This window comes from Paraburkholderia sp. EB58 (genome assembly GCF_050436665.1).
Taxonomy (GTDB): Bacteria; Pseudomonadota; Gammaproteobacteria; order Burkholderiales; family Burkholderiaceae; genus Paraburkholderia.
This window is the reverse complement of the sequence record NZ_JBNDMQ010000005.1, coordinates 152,797-178,809: the sequence shown is the minus strand read 5'-3', so window position 1 is coordinate 178,809 and position 26,013 is coordinate 152,797. Positions and strand designations below refer to the sequence as shown.

Genomic DNA, 26,013 nt, shown 5'->3' with positions numbered 1-26,013 from the left:
CGGCAGGAACACCTAGACCCTATGACGGAAACCGTAGCACTCAAGATCGTACAGCGCATCGCCAGCGAACTCTCCGTCCAGCCGCGCCAGGTCGCGGCGGCGGTGCAACTCCTCGACGAAGGCGCGACTGTTCCGTTTATCGCGCGTTACCGCAAGGAAGTCACCGATAACCTCGACGATACGCAGCTGCGTAACCTCGAGGAACGGCTCCTGTATCTGCGTGAACTGGAAGACCGCCGTGCGTCGATCGTCGCGAGCATCGACGAACAGGGCAAGATGACCGACGAGTTGCGCGCCGCTATTGAAGGTGCTGACAGCAAGCAGGTGCTGGAAGACCTGTATCTGCCCTACAAACCGAAACGCCGCACGCGCGCGCAAATCGCCCGCGAAGCGGGGCTCGATCCTCTGGCCCAGGCACTGCTCGCCAATCCGCTGCTCGATCCGCAGACCGAGGCCGCTCAATACGTGGACCCCGAAAAGGGGGTGGCCGATGTGAAGGCGGCGCTGGACGGCGCGCGTGACATCCTGTCCGAGCAATTCGGCGAAACCGCCGAGCTGCTCGGCAAGCTACGCGAATACCTGTTCAATCAGGGCGTGGTCTCGTCGAAAGTGGTGGAAGGCAAGGAAAACGCGGAAGAAGAGAAATTCCGCGATTACTACGACTATTCGGAAACCATCAAGACGGTGCCGTCGCATCGCGCGCTCGCCCTGTTCCGCGGCCGCAATGCCGGCGTGCTGATGGTCAAGCTGGGTCTCGGCGAAGAACTCGACGCGCAGGTGCCGCATCCGGGCGAAGCGCTGATTGCGCGCCACTTCGGCATCGCCAACCAGAACCGTCCGGCCGACAAGTGGCTCGCCGACGTGTGCCGCTGGTGCTGGCGCGTGAAGGTGCAGCCGCACATCGAAAACGAACTGCTGACCAATCTGCGCGAAGAAGCCGAGCACGAGGCGATCCGCGTGTTTGCCCGCAACCTGAAGGATCTGCTGCTGGCCGCGCCGGCAGGACCGAAGGCCGTGATCGGTCTCGATCCGGGCATGCGCACCGGCGTGAAGGTGGCAGTGGTCGATCGGACCGGCAAGGTGCTCACCACCGACGTGATTTACCCGCACGAGCCGCGCCGCGACTGGGACGGCTCGATCGCCAAGCTCGCGCGCATCTGTGCGCAGACGCAAGCCGAGCTGATCAGCATCGGCAACGGCACGGCATCGCGGGAAACCGACAAGCTGGCGAGCGAACTGATCGCGCGCCATCCGGAGTTCAAGCTGCAGAAGATCGTCGTATCCGAAGCGGGTGCGTCGGTGTATTCGGCTTCGGAACTCGCGGCGAAGGAATTCCCGGACATGGACGTGTCGCTGCGCGGCGCGGTGTCGATTGCGCGGCGTCTGCAAGACCCGCTCGCCGAGCTCGTGAAGATCGAGCCGAAGGCGATCGGTGTCGGCCAGTATCAGCACGACGTGAACCAGCGCGAACTGGCGCGTTCGCTCGACGCCGTGGTCGAGGATTGCGTGAACGCGGTGGGCGTGGATGCGAATACGGCGTCGGTGGCGCTGCTCGCGCGCGTCTCCGGGCTGAACGCGACGCTCGCGCGCAATATCGTTGATTTCCGCGATGCCAACGGTCCGTTCCCCTCGCGTGATCATCTGCGCAAGGTGCCGCGTCTGGGTGACAAGACCTTCGAACAGGCTGCGGGCTTCCTGCGCATCAACAACGGCGAGAATCCGCTCGACCGGTCGTCGGTGCACCCGGAAGCGTATCCGGTGGTCGAGCGCATGCTGGCCAAGATCAACAAGCATGTCGGCGAAGTGCTCGGCAATCGCGAGGCACTTTCCGGACTGTCGCCCGCCGAGTTCGTCGACGATCGTTTCGGTCTGCCGACCGTGCGCGATATTCTGGCCGAGCTCGAAAAGCCGGGCCGCGATCCGCGCCCCGAGTTCAAGACGGCCACCTTCCGCGAGGGCGTCGAAAAGATTTCCGACCTGTCGCCGGGCATGGTGCTCGAAGGCGTCGTGACCAACGTGGCGGCCTTCGGTGCGTTCATAGATATCGGCGTGCACCAGGACGGTCTGGTCCACGTGTCGGCGATGTCGACGAAGTTCATCAAGGACCCGCACGAAGTCGTGAAGGCCGGCCAGATCGTCAAGGTCAAGGTGCTCGAAGTGGACGTGAAGCGCCAGCGCATTTCGCTGACCATGCGACTCGCGGATGACTTCGGCGCAGCCGGTGCAGCTGGCTCGGCGCCGCGCAGCGGCGGTCAGCAGGACCGTGGCGCGAGTCGCCCAGGCGGCAATGGACGCGGCGCACCGCAGCGCTCGCGTGAGCCGGAACCGGCAGGCGCGATGGCCGCGGCGTTCGCCAAGCTCAAGCGGTAAGGCTGCGCAAGCGTCACACAACAAAAAGCCCACGCAGTCGTAAACTGCGTGGGCTTTTTTTCGACTGCTTCGCCGCCTGGACAAGACGGACAACGGCGACATCAAAACTCAAATCTCAAATCTCGATCTTCGTCCCCAACTCCACGACACGATTAGCCGGAATACTAAAGAAATCGGTCGGCTTCGCCGCGTTCTGATGCATCCACGCAAACACCCGCTCACGCCACACCGACATACCGGGCAACTGCGTCGGCACCACCGTTTCCCGCGCGAGGAAAAACGACGTGTCCATCAATTCGAAGGTCATGTCATGCATGCGGCCCACATCGGTCAGCACCGCCTTCACATCAGGCGTCTCATTGAACCCGTACGCCGCCTTCACCAGAAACAGGCCACCGCCGATCTCTTTCACCGTGACGCGGTCCACGTCCTCCACATAGGGAATGTCGAGCGTCGCGAAGGTCAGGAATATGGTGCGCTCGTGCAGCACCTTGTTGTGCTTCAAATTGTGCAGCAGGCTCACCGGCACGAGCGTATCGCTGCCGGTCAGATAGATCGCCGTTCCCGACACGCGATGCGGCGGGTGAGCGAGCAGTCCTTGCAGGAACGGCATCAACGGAATACCGTCGGCGGCCGTGCGTTCCTTGACGATCATCCTGCCCTTGAACCACGTCATTAGCAGGAAGAACAGCAGCGCGCCGATACCGAGCGGCAGCCAGCCGCCCTCCTCGACTTTCAGCAAGTTGGCGCCGAAGAAGCCGAGATCGACCACCATCAGGCCGCCGATGATCAGTGCGACCAGCAGCTTGTTCCACTTCCACACGTTCACCATCACCACACAGGCCAGCACCGTGGTGATCACCATCGTAGCCGTCACCGCGATACCGTAGGCCGCTGCGAGGTTGTCCGAACTCTTGAAGGCCACCACGATGCAAAGGATGATGAACAGCAGCAGCCAGTTCACCACCGGCACGTAGATCTGTCCAATCGCCAGATCTGACGTATGCAGGATCTTCATGCGCGGCACGTAGCCGAGCTGGATCGCCTGGCTCGTCAGCGAGTAGGCGCCGGAAATCACCGCTTGCGACGCAATCACGGTCGCCACCGTCGACAGTACAACGAGCGGCAGCAGCGCCCAGTCAGGCGCAAGCAGGAAGAACGGGTTTTCGATCGCCTTTGGGTCGTGCATCAACAATGCGCCTTGCCCGAAATAGTTCATCACCAGCGACGGCATCACCAGCGTGTACCAGGCCACCCGGATTGGCTTGGCGCCGAAGTGGCCCATGTCGGCATACAAGGCTTCGGCACCGGTCAGCACCAGCACCACCGAACCGAGCACGACATACGCCTGCAGCACGTGCGCTGCCATGAACGAATAAGCGTAGTACGGATTGAGCGCGCGAATCACGTTGGGCGACTGCACGATATGGGCAAGGCCGAGCAGCCCGATCACCACGAACCAGACCACCATGATCGGTCCGAACAGACGCCCCACCATCGCCGTGCCGTGCCGCTGGATCCAGAACAGCACGATGAGAATGACAATAGTGAGCGGCAGCACCAGATGCGACAGATGGGGAGCCGCGATCGCCAGCCCTTCGACTGCGGAGATCACCGAGATGGCCGGCGTAATCACAGCGTCGCCGTAGAACATGCAGGCGCCGAAGATGCCCAGCATCATCAGCAAACCCGCCAGCTTCTTCTTTGGATCCACCGAGCGCAGAGCCAGCGCCATCAGCGCGAGGACACCGCCCTCGCCGTTATTGTCAGCCCGCATGACGAACATCACATACTTGACGCTGACGACGATCACGATCGCCCAGAACAGCAGCGAGATCACCCCCAGGATGGACTGCTCGGTCAGCGGGATGCCATGCGCTGGGCTAAACGCCTCTTTCAGCGAATACAACGGGCTCGTGCCGATGTCACCGAACACCACTCCGACCGCAGCCAGAGCGAGCGTGGGCAGAGGCTGTTTGTGCAAGTGATGGCTATCTGTCATAAACGCGAGGTATCCGTTCCTGATCGGAAAAACGAGCGCTATTCTAAACTGACTGTAAGGTAGCACTCCGCCATGTTGTGCTTACACCACGTGAGTCACTTGCACAGTTTAGTGCCTTGCTTTCGGCCTGCCAGGGGCCTATGCGCGTTGCCATAGGCGGTACCAAACCGGCCGTCACCACCCCATCCATGCAGGTTGCATGACCTGCAACAAAGAACCACGCGCGCAAAAAAAACGGAGCCCCAAAGGGCCCCGTCTTGACGGATTGGACGCGACACGCGGAACGTGTCCACTCGCATCACGTATCTGCTCGATCCTGCGCGGTACCGCGCTTGATCCACGCGCCGAGGTTATGCGGACGCACCGTGTCCCATTCCTCGAACGGCTGGTGAATCCACGGATTGGTCGGCAGGAACTGCACGTGGTAGTCGGGTTTCACCTTCGAGCAACCCTTGTACCAGAGCACCGCCGAGCGCACCGCCGTAATCGCCGGATAGCGCTCCTTCAGATGCTGCTGCACGCGCGCCAGCGTCACGCCCGAATCGACCAGGTCGTCGACCAGCAACACGTTGCCGGACAGTTCGCCGCGCGTCATCGTGATGTATTGCGCGATGTCGAGTTCGCCCTGCTCCGTGCCAGCCGCTTCACGATACGAACTGGTGGCCAGAATCGCCAACGGCAGATCGTAGATACGCGAAAGCTGATCGCCCACGCGCAAACCGCCGCGCGCGAGGCACAGGATCTTGTCGAACTTCCAGCCCGACTCATGGACAGCCAACGCCAGCAGCTCGATCAGGCGGTGATATTCGTCCCAACCGACCCACAGGTTCTTGTCGTCATTGCGCGGGTCCTTCATCGCAATCATCGGTACACCCTGCGTCATGAGTTAAACCTTGAACGGATGACGAAGCAGAATCGTCTCGTCACGATCCGGACCAGTCGAAACCATGTCGATCGGCACGCCGGCCACTTCCTGCACACGTGTCAGATAAGCACGCGCGTTAGCAGGCAGCTTGTCCCATTCCTTGATGCCGACGGTGCTTTCCTTCCAGCCGCCGAATGTCTCATACACCGGCACGCAACGCTCCACTTCCGTTGCGCCGCGCGGCAGGATATCGCAGTCCTTGCCATCCACCTTGTAGCCGACGCACAGCTTCACTTCGTCGAGGCCGTCGAGCACGTCGAGCTTGGTCATGCACAGGCCCGAGACACCGTTGATCTGGATCGAGCGGCGCAGTGCAGCCGCGTCGAGCCAACCCGTGCGGCGCGGACGGCCGGTGACCGAACCGAACTCCTTGCCGACGGTGGCGAGTTCGAGACCGATCGGCTCCTGACGCGCAGCGTTGTCTGCATCGTACAGTTCGCTCGGGAACGGGCCCGAACCGACGCGCGTGCAATACGCCTTGGTGATGCCGAGGATGTAGTTCAGCTTTTGCGGACCGACGCCTGCACCCGCGGTGGCCGCACCGGCCACGCAGTTGCTCGACGTGACGAACGGATAGGTACCGTGGTCGATGTCGAGCAGCGTGCCTTGCGCACCTTCGAACAGCAGGTTGTTGCCCTTGGCGTTTTCGTCGTACAAGCGGCGCGACACGTCCGTCACCATCGGCTTCAGGCGGTCGGCATAGCTCAGCATCGTGTCGAGCGTTTGCTGGAAGTCGACAGCATCGACGCCCAGGTATTTCGTCAACACGAAGTTGTGGTAATCGAGGTTTTCGCGCAGACGTTCGGCGAAGCTTTCCGGCTCAAACAGATCCTGCACGCGCAGACCACGACGCGCCACCTTGTCTTCGTAGGCCGGGCCGATGCCGCGGCCGGTGGTGCCGATCTTGGCCGCGCCACGGCGCTTTTCGCGGCCCTGGTCGATGGCAACGTGATACGGCAGGATCAGGGTGGTGGCTTCGGAAATGAAGAGGCGATTCTGGACATCGACCCCGGCGGCTTCGAGCTCGCCAATTTCCTTGAACAGCGCTTCCGGCGACAACACGACGCCATTGCCGATGTAGCACGCGACGCCGGGATGCATGATGCCCGACGGAATCAGACGCAAGATGGTTTTCTTGCCGCCGATGATAAGCGTGTGACCGGCATTGTGACCGCCCTGGAAGCGAACGACGCCTTGAGCGTGGTCCGTCAGCCAGTCGACGATCTTGCCCTTGCCTTCATCACCCCACTGGGTCCCCACGACGACGACGTTACGCCCGGGGTTCACATTCACTGCGCTGGCAGACATGTTGTTTCGTAAGCTGGTTAAAAACGTATTCTACCTATGTTCGCGGAACCTTCCGAATTTTTCCGTTTCCACTCAACGGTATGGACGTTATTCTGGGTATATCGAAATAGCGCGGCTCGTCACCGCGCCGATCTTTTGCAACGCTACTTCAACGCTCAGGAACGGGGTTCGACAACCCACGCGCCGTTGCGCTCGACCAACACGCGGTCGCAGGCAAACTCGTCGAGCGCGTGGTCGTGGCCAGGCAGCGCCTGGATCACCACTTCGCCGGCATCGCGCAACGCGGCCACGGCGACGCGCAGTGCGTCATCGTGCTGCCACGGCGCGAGAATCGCGCTGCTGCGCGCTTCAATGGGCGAAATACGCGCCACTTCGCGCAGATCGAGCGAGAAACCCGTTGCTGCGCGCGCACGTCCATAGGCCTGGCCCACATGGTCGTAACGGCCACCACGCGCCACCGCGTTCGGCACGCCATCCACATAGGCCGAAAACATCACGCCGCTGTGATACGCGTAGCCACGCAAATCGGCCAGATCGATCATGACCTCCGCGCCGTCCACCTGGGTCGCGAGGAACGCCAGGTCGTCGAGCGCGCGGGCAATTTCCGGCGTGTCCGGCAGGCGTGCACGGGCCTCGGTCAGCACCGAGGCGTCGCCGTATAGCGAGGGCAAGGCGCGCAGCGCATCGCGGGTAAGCGGCGTGAGATCCGCGGTCAGTTCGGCAAGGCGCGGCACGTCCTTGCCAGCAAGCGCTTCATACAGCGACTCGCCAAGCGCCGCCGCAGCCGGTTCGGCGTCGATCAAAGCGGCCAGCACACCCGCATGGCACAAGTCCAGACGCACCCTGGCGAGCCCGGCCAGACGCAGCGCGTCGAGCATCAACTGCTGGATCTCGAGATCCGCTTCGAGGCCGGCGTGGCCGTAGATTTCCGCGCCGATCTGGATCTGCTCACGGGTCGCATGCAGGCCACGCGGGCGCGTGTGCAGCACATTGCCTGCGTAGCACAGGCGCGTCACGCCCTGACGGTTCAGCAAATGCGCGTCGATACGCGCCACCTGCGGCGTCATGTCGGCGCGCAGGCCGAGCGTGCGGCCCGACAACTGGTCGACCAGCTTGAAGGTGCGCAGGTTCAGATCCTGGCCCCCGCCCGTCAGCAGCGACTCGAGGTATTCGAGCAGCGGCGGCATGACCATCTCGTAGCCGTAGACGCGAAAGCGGTCCAGCAGATGGCGCCGCAACTCTTCGATCTTGCGGGCTTCCGACGGCAGCACGTCGGCAATATTCTCGGGAAGTAACCAGGTCGACATCGATACAGTCCTACAACGGTGAACACGGCGCCTCTACGCACCGGTAAATAAGAATGATGGACGGCGTGGGCACGAGCCTGGCCGCTTTGGCCCCGGCTGGGTCCGCTGCGGCCTTTTGAGCCGGGCTGGACCGGGTGAAGCGCGCCTCGTGGTGGCGCGGATGCACATGCCTCTCGCGGGCGGCGACGGCAAGCGCGACGTCTGACGCTGTCCCTAGCGCGGCAAGCGCGCCCGGGCCCGCTCGCGCCTTCAGGTCGCGATATACAGCAGCAGAAGTCCGAGCACCATCACAATGAGCCCGCCAATGCGGATCTGGTGAGGCGGCCGTTCCGCTATTTTACGAAAAGTATCGCGCCAGGCGCTCGGAAAAACGAAGGGGAACATCCCCTCGATGATTAGCATCAGTGCGATCGCGAGCAACAACGAGCCGGCTATATCCATGCGAATGAGGGTGCCGCGATACGTATGCCGCGGCGCTCCGGTAATCAGTGTTTGCGCGGTGCCGCGGCGGCGTCCGGTGACACGTCACCGGTCGGGCTACGCATGAAGCGGAAAAACTCGCTGCTCGAATCGACCACAATCACGTCATTCGGCTTGAAGGTGTTCCGGTAGGCCAGCATGCTCTGGTAGAACTGGTAGAACTGCGGATCGCGGCCATATGCGTCGGCGGCGATGGAGGCAGCCTTGCCGTCGCCCTCGCCCTTGATCGTCTGCGCCTGCGTGTAAGCGTCCGAAAGCAGCGCCTGCTGCCGGGTGGCCGCGTCCGCCTTGATCTGGTCGGCTTCGGCCACGCCCTTGGCGCGCTCCTCGCTGGCCGCCTGTTCACGCGCCGCGCTCATACGTTTGTAGACGGAGTCGGCCATCGCTGCCGGGAAATCGACCCGGGCCAGCTGGATGTCGATCACCTCGACGCCAAGCGAAGCGGCTGCAGCCGACATCGCGTCCCGCGCTTCATCCGCGAGGGCCTGCTGCTTGCCCAACGCATCGGCGAGTGTGACCTTGGCAAACGCATCGCCGAGCGCACTGCGCGAGAGCAAGGCGAGCCGGTCCGGCAGCGTCTGATCGTCGCCCTTGGTCTGCGCGAATAGCTTGAGCGGATCGGTCACGCGAAACTTGATCACCGGATCGACCAGCAGGTCGGTTTTGTCAGACGTAACGTAGCGGTCTTCATCCGGCGTATCCAGTGTCTGGATCCGGCTGTCCACCAGCATCAGGGTTTGCAGCGGCGGCGGCAGCTTGGCGTGCAGGCCCGGGCCGAGCAGCTCGGGCGTCGCTTCGCCACGGCCGGACAGCACCGCCATATGACGCTGATCAACCACGAACACAGTCGACGACGCCGCAAACAGCAGCACCACGATAACCACGACGAGCGCAATGATTCGATTCATGTTCGCGCTCCTCATTGAATGTCGTCTTCGCGGCCGCGGCTGCGGAACGCGTCGCGCGAACGCAGCGAATCGCTGGCTGCGTCAGCGTCGCTCGCCGGGCTTGCAGCCGTGGCGGCGGACGCTGCAGCCGAGGCAGCGGCACCGCTCGCCGCTTGCGGCACGATCGCAGCAGGAGCCGATATCGCAGCGCCGCCGGAAGCCGCGTTCGCAGCGGCGGCAGCTTCGGCAGCACGCTGGCGGGTGGCCTCGACCAGCTTGTCGAGCGGCAGATACAGCACGTTGTTGCCAGCCTTGCTGTCGACAAATACCTTCGTCGTATTCGAATAGATATGCTGCATGGTGTCCAGGTACATGCGCTCGCGGATCACCGCCGGCGCTTTGGAGTACTGCTCGTATACCTGCTTGAAGCGCTCGGCATCGCCTTGCGCCTGCGCGACCACCTGGTCGCTATAGGTCTTCGCTTCGTCGACGAGGCGCGCCGCGTCGGCCTGGGCGTGGGGCAGCAAGTCGTTGGCATACGCCTGTGCGTCGGCCTTCGCGCGTTCGCGGTCCTGATGCGCTTTTGCTGCATCGTCGAAAGCGGCTTGCACCTGCTCAGGCGCCTGCACGCCCTGGATCGTCACGCCCGTCACGACGAGCCCGGTCTGGGATTCGTCCAGGGAATGCTGGATCGCGTCGGTGAGTTGCTGGCGAATTGCTTCGCGATCCTGATAGAGGATATCGTCGGTGCTGCGCGCGCCGACGATATTGCGCACCGCCGCCTGTGCGGCGAGCGTCACGCTTTGATCGGGATCGACGCTGCGGAACAGATAATCCGTCGCGCTGCGCACCTGGTATTGCACGGCAAAGCGCACATCGACGATGTCCGCGTCGTGCGTGAGCAGCGAGGAATCCTTGACGTTCGCCAGACGCACGACATTGTTGCGGCCGATTTCCACCGAGCGTACGTCACCGATATTGACCAGCTCCTGCGCTTCGAACGGATACGGCAGGCGCCAATGCACACCTTGCGTCGCGGTATAGCGATACTTGCCGAACTGCGTCACGACGCCCGCCTGGCCGTCCTGCACGACGAACACGCCGCTGCCCAGATAGATGGCGATCAGCACACCGATCACGATGCCCACGCCGATGCGCGCACCGCGCCCGTTGTCCGGACGGCCTGCGCCGCCCCCCGTGCCCTTGCGGCCAAAGATGCTGCTCAGGCGGCGATTGAAATCCCGCCACATCTCGTCGAGATCGGGCGGCCCGTCGCCGTCCTTGCCATTCTGAGGACGCTTGGGTTCGTTCGGCCTTTGCTTCGCACCATTGCCGTCACCCCGGCCCCAGCGCGGGTCGTTCATCGAAAGAATGGCGCGCAGGCGCAGCCAGATACTCCGCTCGTTGTAATCGTTCACCTGTGTTCGTTCACCAGAGTAGACAGCGGGTCAGTGCAATTTGGAACGGGTCAGTGCCCGAGTTCTGGGACCTTGCGGTCGTCGCGCGGTTCAGCAAGCCGGTGATCTTCTTCCGGCCCTACGCGTTGCTCGTCGGAAAGAGGTTCGGCAGCCGCGATTTCGGCGATGGCAGCGCGCAGTGTATCCAGCCCCTGCCCGGTACGCGCGCTCAAAAAGACGCGCGAAATATTACCATACTCGTCCCGCTCGACCGAGTCGCCACGGGCCGCCAGCTCAGGCACGGCGTCGATCTTGTTGAACACCAGCACCTGGCGGATCGTGTCGGCTCCGATTTCATGCAGCACCTCGTTGACCTGATCGATCTGGTCGAGGCGCACGGCGCTCGATGCATCCACCACGTGCAGCAGCAGGTCAGCGTGAATGGTTTCTTCGAGCGTGGCGCGGAATGCGGCCACCAGTTGGTGAGGCAACTCGCGGATAAAGCCGACCGTATCCGACACCACCACCTGCCCCACGTCGTCGCCGAGGTAGACGCGCCGCGAGGTCGTGTCGAGCGTCGCGAACAGCTGGTCCGCGGCATAAGCCTGAGCTTTGGTCAGCGCGTTGAAGAGCGTCGACTTGCCCGCGTTCGTATAGCCGACCAGCGACACCGACATGGTGCGGTTGCGCTCGCGCGCCCGCCGCTGCGTGCCATGCTGGCGGCGCAGTTTTTCGAGCCGCGTCTTGAGCGCCTTGATACGCTCGCCGATCAGCCGGCGGTCCGTTTCAAGCTGGGTTTCACCCGGACCGCGCAAGCCGATACCGCCTTTCTGCCGTTCCAGGTGGGTCCATGCGCGGATCAGCCGCGTGGACAGGTACTGCAGTTGCGCGAGTTCGACCTGCAGCTTGCCTTCGTGGCTGCGGGCGCGCTGCGCAAAAATATCGAGGATAAGACTCGTGCGATCAATCACGCGCCTGTTAAGCGCTTGCTCCAGATTGCGCTGCTGGGCAGGCGCGAGAGCGTGATTGAAGATGACGAGTTCAATGTCGTTCGCCTCGCACGCAAGACGCAGTTCTTCGGCCTTGCCGCTGCCAACAAACATCTTGGCGTCGGGACTGGACCGGCGTCCGGTGAGGGTAACGATGGGATTCGCGCCCGCGCTTTGTGCGAGCAGGCTGAGTTCTTCGAGACTGGCTTCGAAATCGATCTTACCGAAGTCGATGCCGACAAGCGCTGCGTTGGTCAAATTGGAGGGTATCAAAATGAAGCGGCCGGGAGAGATCGCCAACGGGCGACGCTACGCCGGCCGCGACGAGAGGTTAGGACTGTTCGGAATCCGGGTGGAAATTCACCGGACGGGCAGGCACCACAGTCGAAATGGCGTGCTTGTAGACCATCTGGGTAACCGTATTCCGGAGCAACACGACGTACTGGTCGAACGATTCGATGTTCCCTTGAAGCTTGATGCCGTTGACAAGGTAGATCGACACCGGCACATGCTCTTTACGCAGTGCGTTCAAAAACGGGTCTTGTAACAATTGCCCTTTGTTGCTCATAGCAAACTCCGTATTTTTTTGCAGGTTGACTAAATTGACGACGAAGAAAAAGAAATCCGTCGTCAACCGCTACACTATAGCCGATTTTCGTTTTTGCGCGAGCGGCCTGGCCATCCGGCCAAACCCAACACACACGCGGGTTTCAGCCTTTGTCCGCGTAAGGGTTCGTCGATGATCTGAACTCTATGCGCAATGGAGTCCCGGTCAGGCCGAAAGTTTCCCTAAAGCGGTTTTCGAGGTAGCGCTTATACGTTTCCGTGATCGCGTCGAGCGCGTTGCCATGGATCACGATGATCGGCGGGTTCTGCCCCCCCTGGTGGGCGTAACGGAGCTTCGGACGCACCGGACCACGGCGGCGCGGCTGCTGGAATTCGACTGCGTCGATCAATGCGCGCGTCAATTTCGGCGTCGGCAGCTTGGACATCGCAGCCGCGTACGCATCGTCAACCGAGCGCATCAGTGCACCAATCCCGGTCTTCTCGGCCGCCGAAATAAAGTGAAACTTGGCGAAGTCGAGAAATTTTAGTTTGCGCTCGAGATCCGCTTTGGTGCGCTCGCGCACATGCGGGTCGAGCCCGTCCCATTTGTTTACGCCAACAACCAGCGCGCGACCCTGTTCGACCACGAAACCCGCGATGTGCGCATCCTGGTCCGAGATATCCTGGCGGGCGTCGAGCAGCAGGATCACCACGTTCGCATCCGAGATGGACTGCAGCGTCTTCACCACCGAGAACTTCTCGATCGCCTCGAACACCTTGCCGCGGCGGCGCAGGCCAGCCGTGTCGATCAGCGTGTAGGGCTTGCCCTGACGCTCGAAGTCGACGTAGATCGAATCGCGCGTGGTACCAGGCATATCGAACGCGATCACGCGCTCCTCGCCGACCAGCGCATTGATCAGCGTCGACTTGCCGACGTTCGGACGGCCCACAATGGCGATCTTGATGCCACGTGCGGCCTTCTCCTCGTCACTCTCTTCCGGCTGGCCGGCATAAGCGACTTCGAGCGCCTCGTTGATCATCTCGGTCACGCCGTCGCCGTGCGCCGCCGAAATGGCGCGCGGGTCGCCGAGACCGAGTTCGTAGAAGTCCGCGGCCACGGCGCTGTACTTCATCCCCTCGGCCTTGTTGACGACGAGGAAAATCGGCCGGCCGGTCTTGCGCAGGTAGTCGGCAATCGACTTGTCCTGCGGCGCGAGACCGTTGCGGCCATCGACGATGAACACGACGATGTCCGATTCCTCGACCGCCTGGCGGGTCTGGCGCGCCATCTCATGGAGGATGCCGTCCTTGGCGACCGGCTCGAAACCGCCGGTATCGACGACGAGGTACGGCCGTTCGCCCGTGCGCCCCTCGCCGTAGTGACGATCGCGCGTCAGGCCCGGCAGGTCGGCAACGAGCGCGTCACGCGAGCGCGTGAGACGGTTGAATAGCGTGGATTTCCCCACATTGGGGCGCCCCACAAGGGCAATTACGGGTTTCATCAGATGTTGTTCACGGTGAAACGCGAGGTCGAAATCGACCACCCCGCGCACGACGCCATGCGGCCGCGTCGCGGCTGCGTTTGACGCAAATTATCACGAATTCGGCCGGCCCCGGATGTGCGGCATATATGCCCATCCAGGCGGACGTTGGGTTGGCTGTATGGGAGGCGCCGATGCACCGCCGGGTCGCGGACGGGTCAACTCCAGCACCCACGGCAAGCTGATGCCGCCGCAAACGAACAAAGCAGACGGTGACGCGGACCGTCGCGGGTTCAACTGCCGGACCAGCCCGGCCGGCAATCCATATTTCTGCTTCTACTTGATCTACATCTACTCGAGGCCATTCTATGGCCGCGCGGCGCCCCCTCCGGGAGCACTGCGACAAAAGCGCGCGCGGCCGGCTAAGCCGGCCTGCGCGTCCTGCTGCGTAAGCCTCTCGCCGCGCTTAGCGCGGACGGAAGCCGTACAGGTCGCCGTCGTGCGTCTGCACCACCAGCGTGTCGCCGGCCAGCACCGGCGCAGCCGTAATCGCGCTGCCGTCGGTCGGCATGCGTGCGACGAACGTGCCGTCATCACGCGACAGGAAATGAACAAAGCCCTGGTAATCGCCAATAACCGCGGCGTGGCCCAACAGGTACGGCACGCTTACTGCGCGATTTTTCAGCTTGTCGTTGGTCCACAACTGGTTGCCGTTGGTCGCGTCGAACGCGCTCACCACCGACCAGTCGTCGCCACCCACCACGGTGTTTTCATCCTGAGCGAGGCCCGTCGTGCTCGAGAACGCCTTTTCCCACACCGGGCGACCCGAGTTCGCGTCGAAGCAGCCAAGCTGCCCCTGGAACGTCACGGCGCAGGTCTCGGCGCCGACCAGCGTAGGCGGACCGGTTACGTCATTGATCCGCTCAACTTCGGTCACGCCCTTCGGATACGACACCGGCGTTTCCCAGAAGCTGTCGCCGGTCTGGACGTTGATCGCCGCGAAGGAGCCGCCCGGGAAACCGGCCAGCACCGCCTGGGCGCCCGCGAACGTCATGCCCGACGACACGCGCAGATTCAGGGGCACCGCGCGATTGCGGTACACCCACTTCTGCTCACCGGTTTGCGCGTTGAAGGCGGTAATCTGACCGTCGACCGTGCGCACAATCACAAAGCCATTACCTACCAGCGGCGGCGAGATGATTTCGCCAGGCGCCGTGTTCTTCCACAGCACTTTTCCGTCCTCGCCAAGTACGTAGACCTCGCCCTTGAGTCCGCCAACCGCGGTCAGCGTGCCGTCGCTACCCACGCCGGCAGAGAGGTCGCTGCCGACCTTGATGCGCCAGATATCCTTGCCGGTCTGGGCGTCGATCTTCGCGACCGAACCGTTCGCGCCCGCAGCGTACACCACGTTGCCGACCGCCACCGGCGAGAACAGGTAGCGCCCTGCCTTACCGACGCTGGATTTCCAGGCCTGCTGCACGTTCAGCACGGGTTTGAACTCGGTGAGCGGCGTCGGCTCGCGGCGCTCGTCCTTCGTGGATGAGCAAGCCGTCATCATGAGGACGGTCATCGCACAGGCAACGGGCACAGCGTAGCGTTTCAGCAGATTCATCGATTGACGTTGCATTTAGGGAGATTAATCAAATGGGACGAGTTGGACGTCGTGCGACGTTCAACCGCCCAGCGCGTCCAGCTTGAACTGGATCAACTGACGCGTGGATGTATCGGTCTTCGACAGTGAATCGAGCGCGAGCTGATAGGCCGCGCGTGCATCGGCACGCTTGCCTTCGGCTGCGAGCAGATCGCCGCGGCCGTTCGCCACTACGCCCTTGAAAGCATCAGACTGCGGTTCAGCGAGTAGCGCGAGACCCTGGTCGTAAGCCTTGTCGTCGAGCAGCAAAGAGGCGAGACGCAGCTTTGCGATCTGCTTGAATTCGTCGTCCTTGGCGTGATCGATCGCCCATTGCAACTGGGTCTTCGCACCGGCTTCGTCGCCGGCCGCGTAGAGCGCCTTCGCCGCCGCCAGCGCCGTCATCTGTGCATACGCGGTGCCGCCGAACTTGTCTTCCATGTCGCCAGCCACACGGGCCACCATGGCCTTGTCGCCGGAGTTCACCGCCTGCTGCACCTGGTCGTACAGCACCGCAGCTTCTGCCGCCTGATGCCGCTGCCAGTAATTCCAGCCGTTCCAGCCTGCGGACGCGAGCAACGCCACCAGCACGATCCACGTCGTGGAATTGCCCCACTGCGCCCACCATGCCTTCAGACCTTCAATTGATTCTTGTTCGTCGTGGTAACTCATCGCCAAGCGATTCCTTCTCTTTTATTACCTTGTATGTGTCGAACCGCATGGCCGACGACATTGGAATTAGTCGTCGCCGTCTTCGGCGGATGCAACCATCGCATTGATTAGAAATTCGGTCAAGTCTTCGGCCGGCACGTTCTGTTGCTCGTTCTTACTGCCGTCTTGACCTGCATTACGCAACGGCTTCACGCCCGCCGTACCGTTAGCAATCTCGTCTTCGCCGAGGATCACCGCAAAGACCGCACCGCTTGCGTCGGCCCGCTTCATCTGCGACTTGAAGCTCGCTGTCTGGCCGTCCGGGCTGCAATGCAGGATCACGTCAAGGCCGGTATCGCGCAGACGCTCGGCAATGATGAAGGCCTGTTCGCGCGCCGCGTCGCCCTGGTGGACCACGTAGACGTCGCAACCTTCGTCTTCCGGCACGAGGTTCTCTTCCTTCAGCAGTTCGAGGATACGCTCGACGCCCATCGCCCAACCGCACGCCGCCGTCGGCTTGCCGCCCAACTGCTCGATCAGCGGGTCATAACGGCCGCCGGCCGCCACCGTGCCTTGTGCGCCGAGCTTGTCGGTCACCCATTCGAACACGGTCTGATTGTAATAATCGAGACCACGCACGAGACGCGGGTTGATCGTGAACGGCAGGTTGTTCGCCTTCAGAAGACGCTGCAGTCCTTCGAAGTGCGCGCGCGATGCCTCGCCGAGGAAATCGATCAGCTTCGGCGCGTTCTGCGCGACTTCCTGCATGGCCGGGTTCTTCGTATCCAGCACGCGCAACGGGTTCGTGTAGAGGCGGCGCTTCGCTTCTTCGTCGAGCACGTCCATGTGCTTTTCCAGATACGCGATCAGTTCGACACGGTGCGCCGCGCGTTCTTCCACGAGCCCCAGCGAATTGATTTCGAGGCGAATGCCGGTCAAGCCGAGGTCATCCCACAAACGCTGGCACATCATGATGATTTCAGCGTCGGTATCCGGACCCGCAAAGCCCAGTGCCTCGACACCCACCTGGTGGAACTGGCGATAACGGCCGCGCTGCGGACGCTCGTGCCGGAACATCGGGCCGATGTACCACAGACGCTTTGGACCGTCGTACAGCATGTTGTGTTCAATCGAAGCGCGCACAACGGCAGCGGTATTTTCCGGACGCATCGTCAGGTTTTCACCGTTCAGCGCGTCGGTAAAGCTGTACATCTCCTTCTCGACGATGTCCGTTACTTCGCCGATACCGCGCGTGAACAGTTGCGTATGCTCGACGATCGGCGTGCGAATGTTCTGGTATCCGTAAGAACGGAGCATCGACTTGACGGTCGCCTCGAAAAACTCCCACAGCCCTGCTTCCTGCGGGAGGATGTCGTTCATGCCCTTCACACCGGACAATTTCTCGAGCTTTTTCTTCTGTTCAGTCATCTGTGTTCGCTTGAAACTTCTCAGTTGAGCGCGGTCGCGCGGCCATAAGTGCGCTCGACGTAGTCGCTCACGATTTGCTGGAATTCTTCGGCGATATGCTCACCGCGCAACGTCTTGACCTTCTCGCCGTCGATGAACACCGGCGCGGCCGGATTCTCACCGGAGCCCGGCAGGCTGATACCGATATTGGCCTGCTTCGATTCGCCCGGACCATTGACGATGCAGCCCATCACCGCGACGTGCATCTTCTCGACACCAGGGTACTGGTCGCGCCACACCGGCATCTGCAGACGCAGATAGGTCTGGATCTGCGATGCCAATTCCTGGAACAACGTGCTGGTGGTACGGCCGCAACCCGGGCATGCAATCACCATGGGGGTGAACGAACGCAGGCCCATCGTCTGCAGGATTTCCTGGCCGACGATCACTTCGCCGGTACGCGGGCCACCCGGCTCCGGCGTAAGCGAGATGCGGATCGTGTCGCCGATACCCTGCTGCAGCAGCACCGACAGCGCAGCTGTCGACGCCACGATGCCCTTCGAACCCATGCCCGCCTCGGTCAGCCCAAGGTGCAGCGCGAATTCGCAACGACGCGCGAGTTCGCGGTACACGGCGATCAGGTCCTGCACACCGCTCACCTTGCACGACAGGATAATCTTATTGCGGCTCAAACCCAGTTCCACCGCACGCTCGGCCGAGCCGATGGCCGACTGGATGAGCGCTTCGTACATCACGCTCTGCGCTTCCCACGGCGTGGAACGCGCGGCGTTTTCGTCCATCATCTTCGCGAGCAGGTCCTGGTCGAGACTGCCCCAGTTGACGCCGATACGCACCGGCTTGTCGTACCGGACCGCGGCTTCGATCATCTGCGCGAACTGCGTGTCGCGCTTGGCGCCATGGCCGACGTTGCCCGGGTTGATCCGGTACTTCGACAGCGCTTCCGCGCAGGCAGGGTAGTCGCGCAGCAGCAGGTGGCCGTTGTAGTGAAAATCGCCCACGAGCGGCACCGACACGCCCATACGGTCGAGCTGGTCGCGCACTGCCGGCACGGCCGCTGCCGCTTCCGGCGTGTTGACCGTGATGCGCACCAGTTCCGAACCCGCCTGGGCCAGTTCCTTGATCTGAATGGCCGTACCGATCGCGTCCGCAGTGTCGGTGTTGGTCATCGACTGCACGCGCACTGGCGCGTCGCCGCCGATCGTCACCAGATTACCGGCCCAACGGACATCCACCGCATGCGACCTGCGCCGGGGTGCCTGGCCGCCAAAAACCGGCTCGTTCGAAGAAATCTGACTAGCAGACTGAATGCTGGATTGGGATTGAGCTTCGGAGTGCATCGAAAAACCCATTTACGCCGCATGCACCGCGCAACGCGCATGCTGCATGAATTGAAAAAGCGCCGCGCCCCGGTTGGGGCCGCGACGCATACCGTATCAAGGCAGCGTCATGCGCGCCACATTGCCCTTGGCGGACGAATACTTCGCCGGGTCGACCGGCTCGCCGTCAAGCGTCATCGATTCGAGTCCAGCCCTGTTGCCCACCGTGACCTTGAAAGGCCCAACGCCGGACACTTCCTTACTGTCGCCTGCATGCACGAGGCCGGAGAACAACTCCTTGCCGTCGTTCTGACGCACGCTGAACCATGTATCCTGGGTGACGCGCATCGCCACGATCGATTCTCCCGCCGCCGCTTCGGCTGCGTTCGACGCGCCGTTGGCCGTCGTCGCCACCGCCGGCGCACTGGCAGCCTTCGTCGCGGCCGGAGTCGCGGTCTGCTGCGCGTTTGCCTGCGAGCTTGCCTGAGACGCTGCCTTCGGCGCCGCTGCAACCACCGGTGCCGAACTCGTTACGTCGCCCGTCGGCAACGGCGCCGGCAGTTGCGCTGCCGATGCCACGTTATCCGTCGCAGCCTGCGTCTCATCCGGTGCCGATGCAGCCGGTGCCGCTTCGTCGGCCATGGCTTCTGAGCCGGCCGTCTGTCCCTGTGCAACCGCGCCCGATGCGCCACTCGCGTTGCCCGCAGCGCTAGCGGCGCTCGCCCGCAAGCGCGCCAGCCACGCCGACGAATCGCCACCGTTGGTATGCCACATGCCCAGCGCGATCACCGCGACGATCACCGCCGCGATACCCCACAGCCACGAACGATGCTTCTGGCCGCTGCCACCCAGCGACAGCGATACCTTGCCGCGCGGCAGATCCCTGCCCGACGAAGCCGGCATCGACAGGTCCGGTTCCGGCACTCCTTTTTCGCGGCGCATCGCCTGGGTAAACGGCGCCGGATCGGCGCCGAGCATCTTGGCATAGCTGCGCACGACGCCGAGCGCGAAAGTCGTGTCCGGCAACTGGCTGGTGTCGCCCGCCTCGAGCGCACGCAATTTAGCCGACGACACCTTCAGCCGGGCCGACACGTCGTCGATCGACCAGTTTTTCGATTCGCGGAGTTGCGCCAGTCGCGCCCCCACCGCCATCAGCGAGTCCAACCCCGTCTGCACAGCAGGCTGCACCACGGGCCGTGCGGCTGCCGGCGCCGGATGGCCTGCGTTGGTCCCTGTATCCTCCGGGTGCGGGTGCTGCGGCTCACTCATCCCAAATCCTTTCGCGTCGATTCTTTTTCACGTGCGAACCACTGAGGCGACATGCCTCGACTCGGTTGCGCAGACCGTTTATAACAAAATGTGCGGCCTCGTGTGCCGCTTCCGATCGCTTCTGCAAACTTTCTTTTCAATACCATGTTGCACGGCAGGTTTTTTGCGCTTCGCAGCTTCGCGACCCGCACTCCCCGCCACCGTGCTCACACTGCGCGGACCTCGATCACCTTGGCCGCGCGCCCCGTGCGCTCAGCAAGACGGGTACGATCCTGGACCGCGCCTGCCAGCTGACCGCACGCCGCGTCGATGTCGTCACCGCGCGTCTTGCGCACCGTGGTGACCACGCCCGCGTCCATCAGCACTTGTGCAAAGCGCTTGATCTGTTCCGGCTTCGAGCGGATCAGCCCGGACTCCGGGAACGGATTGAACGGAATCAGGTTGAATTTGCACGGCACGTCGCGCGTCACGGCGAGCAGTTCGCGCGCCTGCGCCTCGCTGTCGTTGACGCCGTCCAACATGCAGTATTCAAACGTAATGAAATCGCGCGGCGCGACTTTCAGATAGCTCTGACACGCTGCCATCAATTCGCGCAGCGGATATTTCTTGTTGAGCGGCACCAGCATGTCGCGCAGCGGATCTGTCGGCGCATGCAGCGACACCGCGAGCGCCACGGGTAGATCCGCGCCGAGACGGTCCATCATCGGCACCACGCCCGAGGTGGAGAGCGTGACGCGCCGGCGCGACAGGCCGTACGCGTTGTCGTCGAGCATCAGGCGCATGGCCGGTACGACCGCGTCGTAATTCAGGAGCGGCTCGCCCATGCCCATCATCACGACGTTCGTGACGACCCGCTCGCCCTTGCCTTCGCCTCCCACCGCGCGGCCGCCCGCCGCGCCAAGCGAGGCACGCAGCGCAAATTCGGCCATGCGCAGCTGACCGATGATTTCGCCGGTAGTGAGATTGCGTGAGAAACCTTGTTTGCCGGTGGAACAGAACCGGCAGTTGACCGCGCACCCCGCCTGCGACGACACGCACAGCGTGCCCCGCGTTTCTTCCGGGATGAAGACGGTTTCAACCGCGTTGCTGTTACCGACGTCGATCAGCCACTTGCGTGTGCCGTCGCTGGAGATGTGATCGCTGACGATGCCGGGCATTGCGATCGTTGCACGCCCCTTCAGCTTTTCGCGCAACGACTTCGCCAGATCGGTCATGCCGTCGAAGTCTGCAGCGTTGTATTGGTGAATCCAGCGCTGCAATTGTTTGGCGCGAAACGGTTTCTCGCCCAGGCTGTCGCAATAGGCGACGAGCCCCTGGGCGTCGAGATCGAGAAGGTTGACGGTTGGACTGCTCGTCATATCGAATCCTGCCATTTCAGTGCGAGACTTTTCGTTCATGCAACAAGCCACATGAACGTATGTGCCGTTCGCGCCCGTTCCTGCTGCTTTACCTTACTACTTCGCGGAGCGCTTAGCGCGAGTAAACGTTGACTTCCGGGAAGAAGAACGCGATCTCGACCTTTGCCGTTTCAGGCGCGTCCGAACCGTGCACGGCGTTCGCGTCAATGCTGTCTGCGAAGTCGGCGCGAATCGTGCCCTTTTCTGCCTTCTTCGGATCCGTTGCGCCCATCAGGTCGCGGTGCTTCAGAATAGCGTTTTCGCCTTCGAGCGCTTGCACGACCACCGGGCCGGAGATCATGAAGTCGACGAGGTCCTTGAAGAACGGGCGTGCAGCGTGCACAGCGTAGAACTTCTCTGCGTCAGCGCGCGACAGATGGACCATGCGCGATGCAATGATCTTCAGGCCAGCGTTTTCGAAACGGCTGTAGATCTGACCGATCACGTTCTTGGCCACTGCGTCCGGCTTGATAATCGACAGGGTGCGTTCGATCGCCATAAAAACTCCAGAAAATTAAGAGGTTACAGATTCAAATGAATCCGCTATTGTAGCATGTTCCGATGTATGATTGCGATTGAACCCTTACGGCACTGAAAGACTCCAACGACAGTCTGTATTTGTCTGTAACAGGATGCTGGCGGGGATTGAAACTCCTTAAGCCGGCGCTAATCTTAGGGTTGTACAGTACAGATCAAGCGACTGGCGGCGAACTTGCTAGCCGGCGCTGCATAAACCACGGCGAGATACTGCGCCTGACGCAAGGAGAAACCATGAACGACCATCCCTATAGCTTCGGCCGCAATGGCGCGGTCAGTACGGCCGAAACCCGCAACCGCGTGCTACGCAACGTCTACTGGCTGCTAGCGCTGTCCATGGTGCCGACAGTGCTGGGCGCGTGGGTCGGCGTCGCTACGGGTTTCTCGCTGTTCGCGGCCACCAGCCCGGCCATGAGCATGCTGGCGTTCTTCGCCATCGCTTTCGGCTTCATGTTCGCTATCCAGCGCACCAAAGACAGCGCGGTCGGCGTGTTCGTGCTGCTCGGCTTCACGTTCTTCATGGGCCTGATGCTCTCGCGCATGTTGAGCTTCATCCTCGGCTTTTCGAATGGTCCGTCGCTGATCATGATGGCCTTCGGCGGCACGGGCGTGATCTTCGCCGCCATGGCCACCATCGCGACGGTCAGCAAGCGTGACTTCTCGGGCCTCGGCAAGTGGCTGTTCGTGGGCGTGATCGTGCTGCTGCTGGCCATGGTCGCGAACATGTTCCTGCATCTGCCCGCGTTGATGCTGACTGTGTCGGTACTCGCCATCGTGATCTTCTCCGCGTACATGCTGTTCGACGTGCAGCGCGTCGTGAACGGCGGTGAGACGAACTACATCACCGCCACGCTGGCAATTTACCTCGACCTGTATAACGTGTTCGTGAACCTGCTGGCGATCCTCGGCATCTTCGGCGGCAACCGCAACTAAGGTTGGCGGGCTGGACGGCGCGGGCCGACGCAAAAGGCGGCCCGCAAGCCTGAAGCGCAATTGGCTGTAATAAGCGGTAACTGGTTCACCGGACCGCCCAGATAAAGAAAACGCCCATGACAGTTGTCTGTCATGGGCGTTTTCTTTTGGCCTCCGCTCGCGCAGCGGAGCAGTCCGAGAAGAGGATGACTCAGCCTCTCAGAGGCTCAGCCAGTCGAATCCGTCCTCCTGCGACGCCACCACGACCTCGGTGGCCGCTGTGCCGAGCACGCCGGCCATGGCCGCCCGCGCGAGTTCCGGAGAATTGTTCTGCTGACTCAGGTGCGCTGCGACCAGATGACGTAAGCGCGAGCGATCGAGCGAGGTGAGGATTTCCGCCGCGGCTTCATTGTTCAGGTGACCATGATTGCCGCCAATGCGCGCCTTCAGCGATTGCGGATAGCGACTCGTCGCCAGCATCCGGACATCGTGATTGCATTCGAGCACCAGCGCGTCGCATCCGCTCAGCACTGCGCTGATATGCGGCGTCGAGGTGCCGACGTCGGTCAGCACGCCCAGACGGCCTGCGCCGTCGGACAGCACATACTGCAAGGGCTCGCGCGCATCGTGGGGGACGGTATAGGGCAACACGCTGACGTCGCCAATTGCGACCGCCTCGTCGCCCCACAGCACGTGCAGGTCGACGTCGGCTTCGTCGGCGCCTACCGCGCGCGCAGTGCCCCAACTCATGTACAGAGGAATCGACCACTTGCGCGCCAGTGTCAACGCGCTGCCGATGTGGTCGCTGTGTTCGTGGGTGATGAGAATGGCGTCGAGACCTTCGACGCCCGAGCCGAGGCGCGCCAGGCGGCGCTCGACTTCTTTTGCCGAGAAGCCGCAGTCGAGCAATACGCGCGTGGTGGTCGCGCCGCTTTGCACCTCAACGAGCAAAGCATTGCCTTCACTGCCGCTTCCCAGGCTGGCGAACCGCACGGTCCGCCTTAGTTCAACTGCGCATGCAGCAGCGAGACGATGTGCTGCGCATCCGACGAGGTATCCACCTGCCCGTTGGCATCGACCACCGCCACCTGGGTCAGCGTGTCACCCTTCGGACGCACGTTCACGAGGAACTCCTGCGCCGGCTTCTTCGAGTTGCCGCTGTAGAACAGCTTGCCGAACAGGCCTTCCTTCTTCAGCTCCTGCATCGAATCTGCGTAACGCACGTAGTAGATGCCCTTTTCGCGATCGCGGTTGTCGACTGCGAAGTTCGTGCGGTCGAGCGCGAGGCCCACACGCAGCCAGGCACGGTCGAACGATTCCTGCAGGTCGAGCGTGGCGGCGCCGCCGGCGGCCATATCGACCGTGACCGGTGCCGTAGCCGGACGGGCGTCGGTAATCAGTTGCTTCGACTGCGCGTCGGTCAGGCCGAATTTTTCCATCAGCTTCGCGAGGAACAGCGCTTCCAGTGCCGGATCGCGCGGACGTTCCACCCAGCGCGACGAGGTCTTGTCCTGGCCGGTCAACATTTCTTCCATCGCGCTATGCGTGATCGAAATGTCGGTTACGTCGTTCGAACCGCGCGAGACCAAGGTACGGAAGCTGTCGCGGGTGCCCGACGAGTAAGCGAAATCGATCACCTTGCCGACGGTGCGGCGGAACCAGTCGTCCGGAATATTGGCGCGGTTCTCAGCCCAGTCGGTGGTCATGATGCCGGTGGTCGGTGCATCGGTCTTCAGGACGAAGCCGTTTTCCTGCCAGAATTCCTGCAACTGGGGCCACAACTGTTCCGGTGTGCGGCCGTCGACCACCAGCCAGCGATGGTCGCCATCGCGTTCGATGTGCATGCCGAGCGGGTCTTGCGCATTTGGCACACCTTCGGTCGCATTGCCGGCGGCCGTCACCGCTCGCGTCGGCGCGCCGCCGAGGGCCAGATTGGCCGGCGGCGCCACGTACTTCTGCTCGGTCGGCGTAGCCTGCAGGTCGCTTGGAACATTGAGCGGCGGCGCGATGCTCGTGGCCTTGTAATTGACGCGATCGGAGGCAAACCAGTCGTTCAGCGTGTCACAGCCGGCGAGCGTCACCAGGGCAAGCGCCAGCGCCGCCATGCGGGTTGCGTGGAGGGAAAGTGCGGAACGTTTCATGAGGTCCTTCGTGAAGCTGGAACGCGGTGCCTGGTTCAATGCCGGGAACGTGGGCGATATCGACGTCGGTTAAGGAAATGCCGGTGACGGGCTGCTCGATGCTGAAACCACTCAGCCAAGCAGGCCCGCTTCGCGCAGCGCCGCACGCACCACTTCGTGGTAACGCGCATCGAGCGGGGTGAGCGGCAGGCGGATACCGCCTTGCACGCGCCCCAATTGCTGCAACGCCCACTTCGCGGGAATCGGGTTCGATTCGATGAAGAGGTTCTTATGCAGCGACAGGAGTTTCAGGTGAATCTCACGCGCGGTTTTCGCGTCGGCCGCCAACGCGGCCTTGCACAACTCGCTCATGTCGCGCGGCGCGACGTTCGCGGTCACCGAAATATTGCCGTGGCCGCCCAGCAGCATCAAGGCGATCGCGGTCGGATCGTCGCCGCTGTAAATGCCGAAGTGCGCGGGGGCCGATTTGATCAGATGCGCCGCGCGGTCGATATTGCCCGTCGCTTCCTTCACGCCCACGATGCCCGGCACCTGCGCGCAGCGCAGGATCGTTTCGTTAGACATATCCGCTACCGTGCGGCCGGGCACGTTGTACAGGATCACCGGCAGGTCGACCGTTTCAGCGATCTTGGCGAAATGGCGGTAGATGCCTTCCTGAGTCGGCTTGTTGTAGTACGGCACCACTTGCAGGGTCGCATCCGCGCCCACCTGCTTGGCCTCTTGGGTCAGCTCGATCGCCTCCGTGGTGGAGTTGCCGCCCGAGCCGGCGATCACCGGAATCCGGCCTGCCGTGTGTTCCACGGCAGTCTTGACCATCAGCACATGTTCTTCCACCGACAACGTGGCCGATTCGCCGCTCGTGCCGACCACCACGAGTGCGTTCGTACCCTCTGCGATATGCCAGTCGATCAGTTTGCGGAACGCCGGCAGGTCGAGGCTGCCGTCTTCGAGCATCGGGGTGATGATGGCGGGAATGCTGCCGCGAATCCGGGGACCGTCGTGATGAGTGCCGTTAGTCATGAAACGCCATGAATTTAATC

22 protein-coding genes are annotated in these 26,013 nt (G+C 62.5%); 2 read left to right on the top strand and 20 right to left on the bottom strand.

Going from position 1 to position 26,013, the window contains the following annotated elements; all coding sequences use genetic code 11:
- Positions 1–21 precede the first annotated feature (21 nt).
- Positions 22–2,370, top strand: a complete 2,349-nt coding sequence (locus tag P3T40_RS09660) for a Tex family protein (protein ID WP_429267463.1) — start codon at positions 22–24, stop codon at positions 2,368–2,370.
- A 115-nt stretch (positions 2,371–2,485) separates the two neighbouring features.
- Here the strand turns inward: P3T40_RS09660 and P3T40_RS09655 are convergent, their stop codons facing one another.
- From P3T40_RS09655 to ndk, 17 genes are all read right to left on the bottom strand, one after another.
- Entirely contained in the window at positions 2,486–4,372 is a 1,887-nt protein-coding gene (locus tag P3T40_RS09655) for a potassium transporter Kup (protein WP_429267462.1), read from the bottom strand.
- Positions 4,373–4,670: 298 nt separating this feature from the next.
- A complete protein-coding gene (locus P3T40_RS09650) occupies positions 4,671–5,255 on the bottom strand; it encodes a phosphoribosyltransferase (protein WP_429267461.1) in 585 nt (194 codons plus the stop codon).
- Between the two features lie 3 nt (positions 5,256–5,258).
- The gene (locus P3T40_RS09645; protein ID WP_429267460.1) at positions 5,259–6,605 is read right to left on the bottom strand and encodes an adenylosuccinate synthase; all 1,347 of its coding nucleotides are present in this window, start codon (positions 6,603–6,605) and stop codon (positions 5,259–5,261) included.
- Positions 6,606–6,760: 155 nt separating this feature from the next.
- Positions 6,761–7,912 carry an ATP phosphoribosyltransferase regulatory subunit gene (locus tag P3T40_RS09640; protein WP_429267459.1) on the bottom strand — a complete coding sequence of 384 codons (1,152 nt, stop codon included), beginning with the start codon at positions 7,910–7,912 and terminating at the stop codon, positions 6,761–6,763.
- Positions 7,913–8,161: 249 nt separating this feature from the next.
- Positions 8,162–8,353, bottom strand: a complete 192-nt coding sequence (locus tag P3T40_RS09635; protein ID WP_429267458.1) for a DUF2065 domain-containing protein — start codon at positions 8,351–8,353, stop codon at positions 8,162–8,164.
- 44 nt (positions 8,354–8,397) lie between these two features.
- A complete protein-coding gene (gene hflC, locus P3T40_RS09630) occupies positions 8,398–9,300 on the bottom strand; it encodes a protease modulator HflC (RefSeq protein ID WP_429267457.1) in 903 nt (300 codons plus the stop codon).
- An 11-nt stretch (positions 9,301–9,311) separates the two neighbouring features.
- Positions 9,312–10,697, bottom strand: coding sequence for an FtsH protease activity modulator HflK (hflK, locus tag P3T40_RS09625; RefSeq protein ID WP_429267456.1), 1,386 nt, complete (start codon positions 10,695–10,697; stop codon positions 9,312–9,314).
- 50 nt (positions 10,698–10,747) lie between these two features.
- Positions 10,748–11,965: a GTPase HflX gene (gene hflX / locus P3T40_RS09620; RefSeq protein ID WP_429267455.1), complete on the bottom strand. Its 1,218-nt coding sequence runs from the start codon at positions 11,963–11,965 to the stop codon at positions 10,748–10,750.
- A 31-nt stretch (positions 11,966–11,996) separates the two neighbouring features.
- Positions 11,997–12,233 (bottom strand): RNA chaperone Hfq, encoded by a 237-nt coding sequence (hfq, locus tag P3T40_RS09615; RefSeq protein WP_006051315.1) that lies wholly within the window; start codon positions 12,231–12,233, stop codon positions 11,997–11,999.
- A gap of 142 nt (positions 12,234–12,375) precedes the next feature.
- Positions 12,376–13,713: a ribosome biogenesis GTPase Der gene (gene der, locus P3T40_RS09610; protein ID WP_429267454.1), complete on the bottom strand. Its 1,338-nt coding sequence runs from the start codon at positions 13,711–13,713 to the stop codon at positions 12,376–12,378.
- 445 nt (positions 13,714–14,158) lie between these two features.
- Positions 14,159–15,304, bottom strand: a complete 1,146-nt coding sequence (bamB, locus tag P3T40_RS09605; RefSeq protein WP_429267453.1) for an outer membrane protein assembly factor BamB — start codon at positions 15,302–15,304, stop codon at positions 14,159–14,161.
- 60 nt (positions 15,305–15,364) lie between these two features.
- Positions 15,365–15,994 carry a tetratricopeptide repeat protein gene (locus P3T40_RS09600; protein WP_429267452.1) on the bottom strand — a complete coding sequence of 210 codons (630 nt, stop codon included), beginning with the start codon at positions 15,992–15,994 and terminating at the stop codon, positions 15,365–15,367.
- Between the two features lie 66 nt (positions 15,995–16,060).
- The gene (gene hisS / locus P3T40_RS09595) at positions 16,061–17,401 is read right to left on the bottom strand and encodes a histidine--tRNA ligase (protein WP_429267451.1); all 1,341 of its coding nucleotides are present in this window, start codon (positions 17,399–17,401) and stop codon (positions 16,061–16,063) included.
- Positions 17,402–17,421: 20 nt separating this feature from the next.
- Entirely contained in the window at positions 17,422–18,750 is a 1,329-nt protein-coding gene (gene ispG / locus P3T40_RS09590) for a flavodoxin-dependent (E)-4-hydroxy-3-methylbut-2-enyl-diphosphate synthase (protein ID WP_429267450.1), read from the bottom strand.
- A gap of 84 nt (positions 18,751–18,834) precedes the next feature.
- Complete coding sequence (locus P3T40_RS09585) at positions 18,835–19,986, bottom strand: helix-turn-helix domain-containing protein (protein ID WP_429267449.1); 1,152 nt, start codon at positions 19,984–19,986, stop codon at positions 18,835–18,837.
- 206 nt (positions 19,987–20,192) lie between these two features.
- A complete protein-coding gene (gene rlmN, locus P3T40_RS09580; protein ID WP_429267634.1) occupies positions 20,193–21,344 on the bottom strand; it encodes a 23S rRNA (adenine(2503)-C(2))-methyltransferase RlmN in 1,152 nt (383 codons plus the stop codon).
- 112 nt (positions 21,345–21,456) lie between these two features.
- The gene (gene ndk / locus P3T40_RS09575; RefSeq protein ID WP_074264186.1) at positions 21,457–21,882 is read right to left on the bottom strand and encodes a nucleoside-diphosphate kinase; all 426 of its coding nucleotides are present in this window, start codon (positions 21,880–21,882) and stop codon (positions 21,457–21,459) included.
- A 272-nt stretch (positions 21,883–22,154) separates the two neighbouring features.
- Between ndk and P3T40_RS09570 the strand changes: the two genes are divergently transcribed.
- Positions 22,155–22,853 carry a Bax inhibitor-1/YccA family protein gene (locus P3T40_RS09570; protein WP_429267448.1) on the top strand — a complete coding sequence of 233 codons (699 nt, stop codon included), beginning with the start codon at positions 22,155–22,157 and terminating at the stop codon, positions 22,851–22,853.
- Positions 22,854–23,051: 198 nt separating this feature from the next.
- On the opposite strand, the gene P3T40_RS09565 is transcribed toward P3T40_RS09570, so the two are convergent.
- The 3 genes from P3T40_RS09565 to dapA form a co-directional block, all read right to left on the bottom strand.
- Positions 23,052–23,825: an MBL fold metallo-hydrolase gene (locus P3T40_RS09565; protein ID WP_429267447.1), complete on the bottom strand. Its 774-nt coding sequence runs from the start codon at positions 23,823–23,825 to the stop codon at positions 23,052–23,054.
- 8 nt (positions 23,826–23,833) lie between these two features.
- Positions 23,834–24,973, bottom strand: a complete 1,140-nt coding sequence (gene bamC, locus P3T40_RS09560) for an outer membrane protein assembly factor BamC (RefSeq protein ID WP_429267446.1) — start codon at positions 24,971–24,973, stop codon at positions 23,834–23,836.
- Between the two features lie 111 nt (positions 24,974–25,084).
- Positions 25,085–25,993 carry a 4-hydroxy-tetrahydrodipicolinate synthase gene (gene dapA / locus P3T40_RS09555; protein ID WP_429267445.1) on the bottom strand — a complete coding sequence of 303 codons (909 nt, stop codon included), beginning with the start codon at positions 25,991–25,993 and terminating at the stop codon, positions 25,085–25,087.
- Between the last annotated feature and the right edge of the window lie 20 nt (positions 25,994–26,013).

Coding starts and splice junctions, on each gene's coding strand:
- P3T40_RS09660 (WP_429267463.1), top strand. CDS start 22: ATGACGGAAACCGTAGCACTCAAGATCGTACAGCGCATCGCCAGCGAA.
- P3T40_RS09655 (WP_429267462.1), bottom strand. CDS start 4,372: ATGACAGATAGCCATCACTTGCACAAACAGCCTCTGCCCACGCTCGCT.
- P3T40_RS09650 (WP_429267461.1), bottom strand. CDS start 5,255: ATGACGCAGGGTGTACCGATGATTGCGATGAAGGACCCGCGCAATGAC.
- P3T40_RS09645 (WP_429267460.1), bottom strand. CDS start 6,605: ATGTCTGCCAGCGCAGTGAATGTGAACCCCGGGCGTAACGTCGTCGTC.
- P3T40_RS09640 (WP_429267459.1), bottom strand. CDS start 7,912: ATGTCGACCTGGTTACTTCCCGAGAATATTGCCGACGTGCTGCCGTCG.
- P3T40_RS09635 (WP_429267458.1), bottom strand. CDS start 8,353: ATGGATATAGCCGGCTCGTTGTTGCTCGCGATCGCACTGATGCTAATC.
- hflC (WP_429267457.1), bottom strand. CDS start 9,300: ATGAATCGAATCATTGCGCTCGTCGTGGTTATCGTGGTGCTGCTGTTT.
- hfq (WP_006051315.1), bottom strand. CDS start 12,233: ATGAGCAACAAAGGGCAATTGTTACAAGACCCGTTTTTGAACGCACTG.
- der (WP_429267454.1), bottom strand. CDS start 13,713: ATGAAACCCGTAATTGCCCTTGTGGGGCGCCCCAATGTGGGGAAATCC.
- bamB (WP_429267453.1), bottom strand. CDS start 15,304: ATGAATCTGCTGAAACGCTACGCTGTGCCCGTTGCCTGTGCGATGACC.
- P3T40_RS09600 (WP_429267452.1), bottom strand. CDS start 15,994: ATGAGTTACCACGACGAACAAGAATCAATTGAAGGTCTGAAGGCATGG.
- hisS (WP_429267451.1), bottom strand. CDS start 17,401: ATGACTGAACAGAAGAAAAAGCTCGAGAAATTGTCCGGTGTGAAGGGC.
- ispG (WP_429267450.1), bottom strand. CDS start 18,750: ATGGGTTTTTCGATGCACTCCGAAGCTCAATCCCAATCCAGCATTCAG.
- P3T40_RS09585 (WP_429267449.1), bottom strand. CDS start 19,986: ATGAGTGAGCCGCAGCACCCGCACCCGGAGGATACAGGGACCAACGCA.
- rlmN (WP_429267634.1), bottom strand. CDS start 21,344: ATGACGAGCAGTCCAACCGTCAACCTTCTCGATCTCGACGCCCAGGGG.
- ndk (WP_074264186.1), bottom strand. CDS start 21,882: ATGGCGATCGAACGCACCCTGTCGATTATCAAGCCGGACGCAGTGGCC.
- P3T40_RS09570 (WP_429267448.1), top strand. CDS start 22,155: ATGAACGACCATCCCTATAGCTTCGGCCGCAATGGCGCGGTCAGTACG.
- bamC (WP_429267446.1), bottom strand. CDS start 24,973: ATGAAACGTTCCGCACTTTCCCTCCACGCAACCCGCATGGCGGCGCTG.
- dapA (WP_429267445.1), bottom strand. CDS start 25,993: ATGACTAACGGCACTCATCACGACGGTCCCCGGATTCGCGGCAGCATT.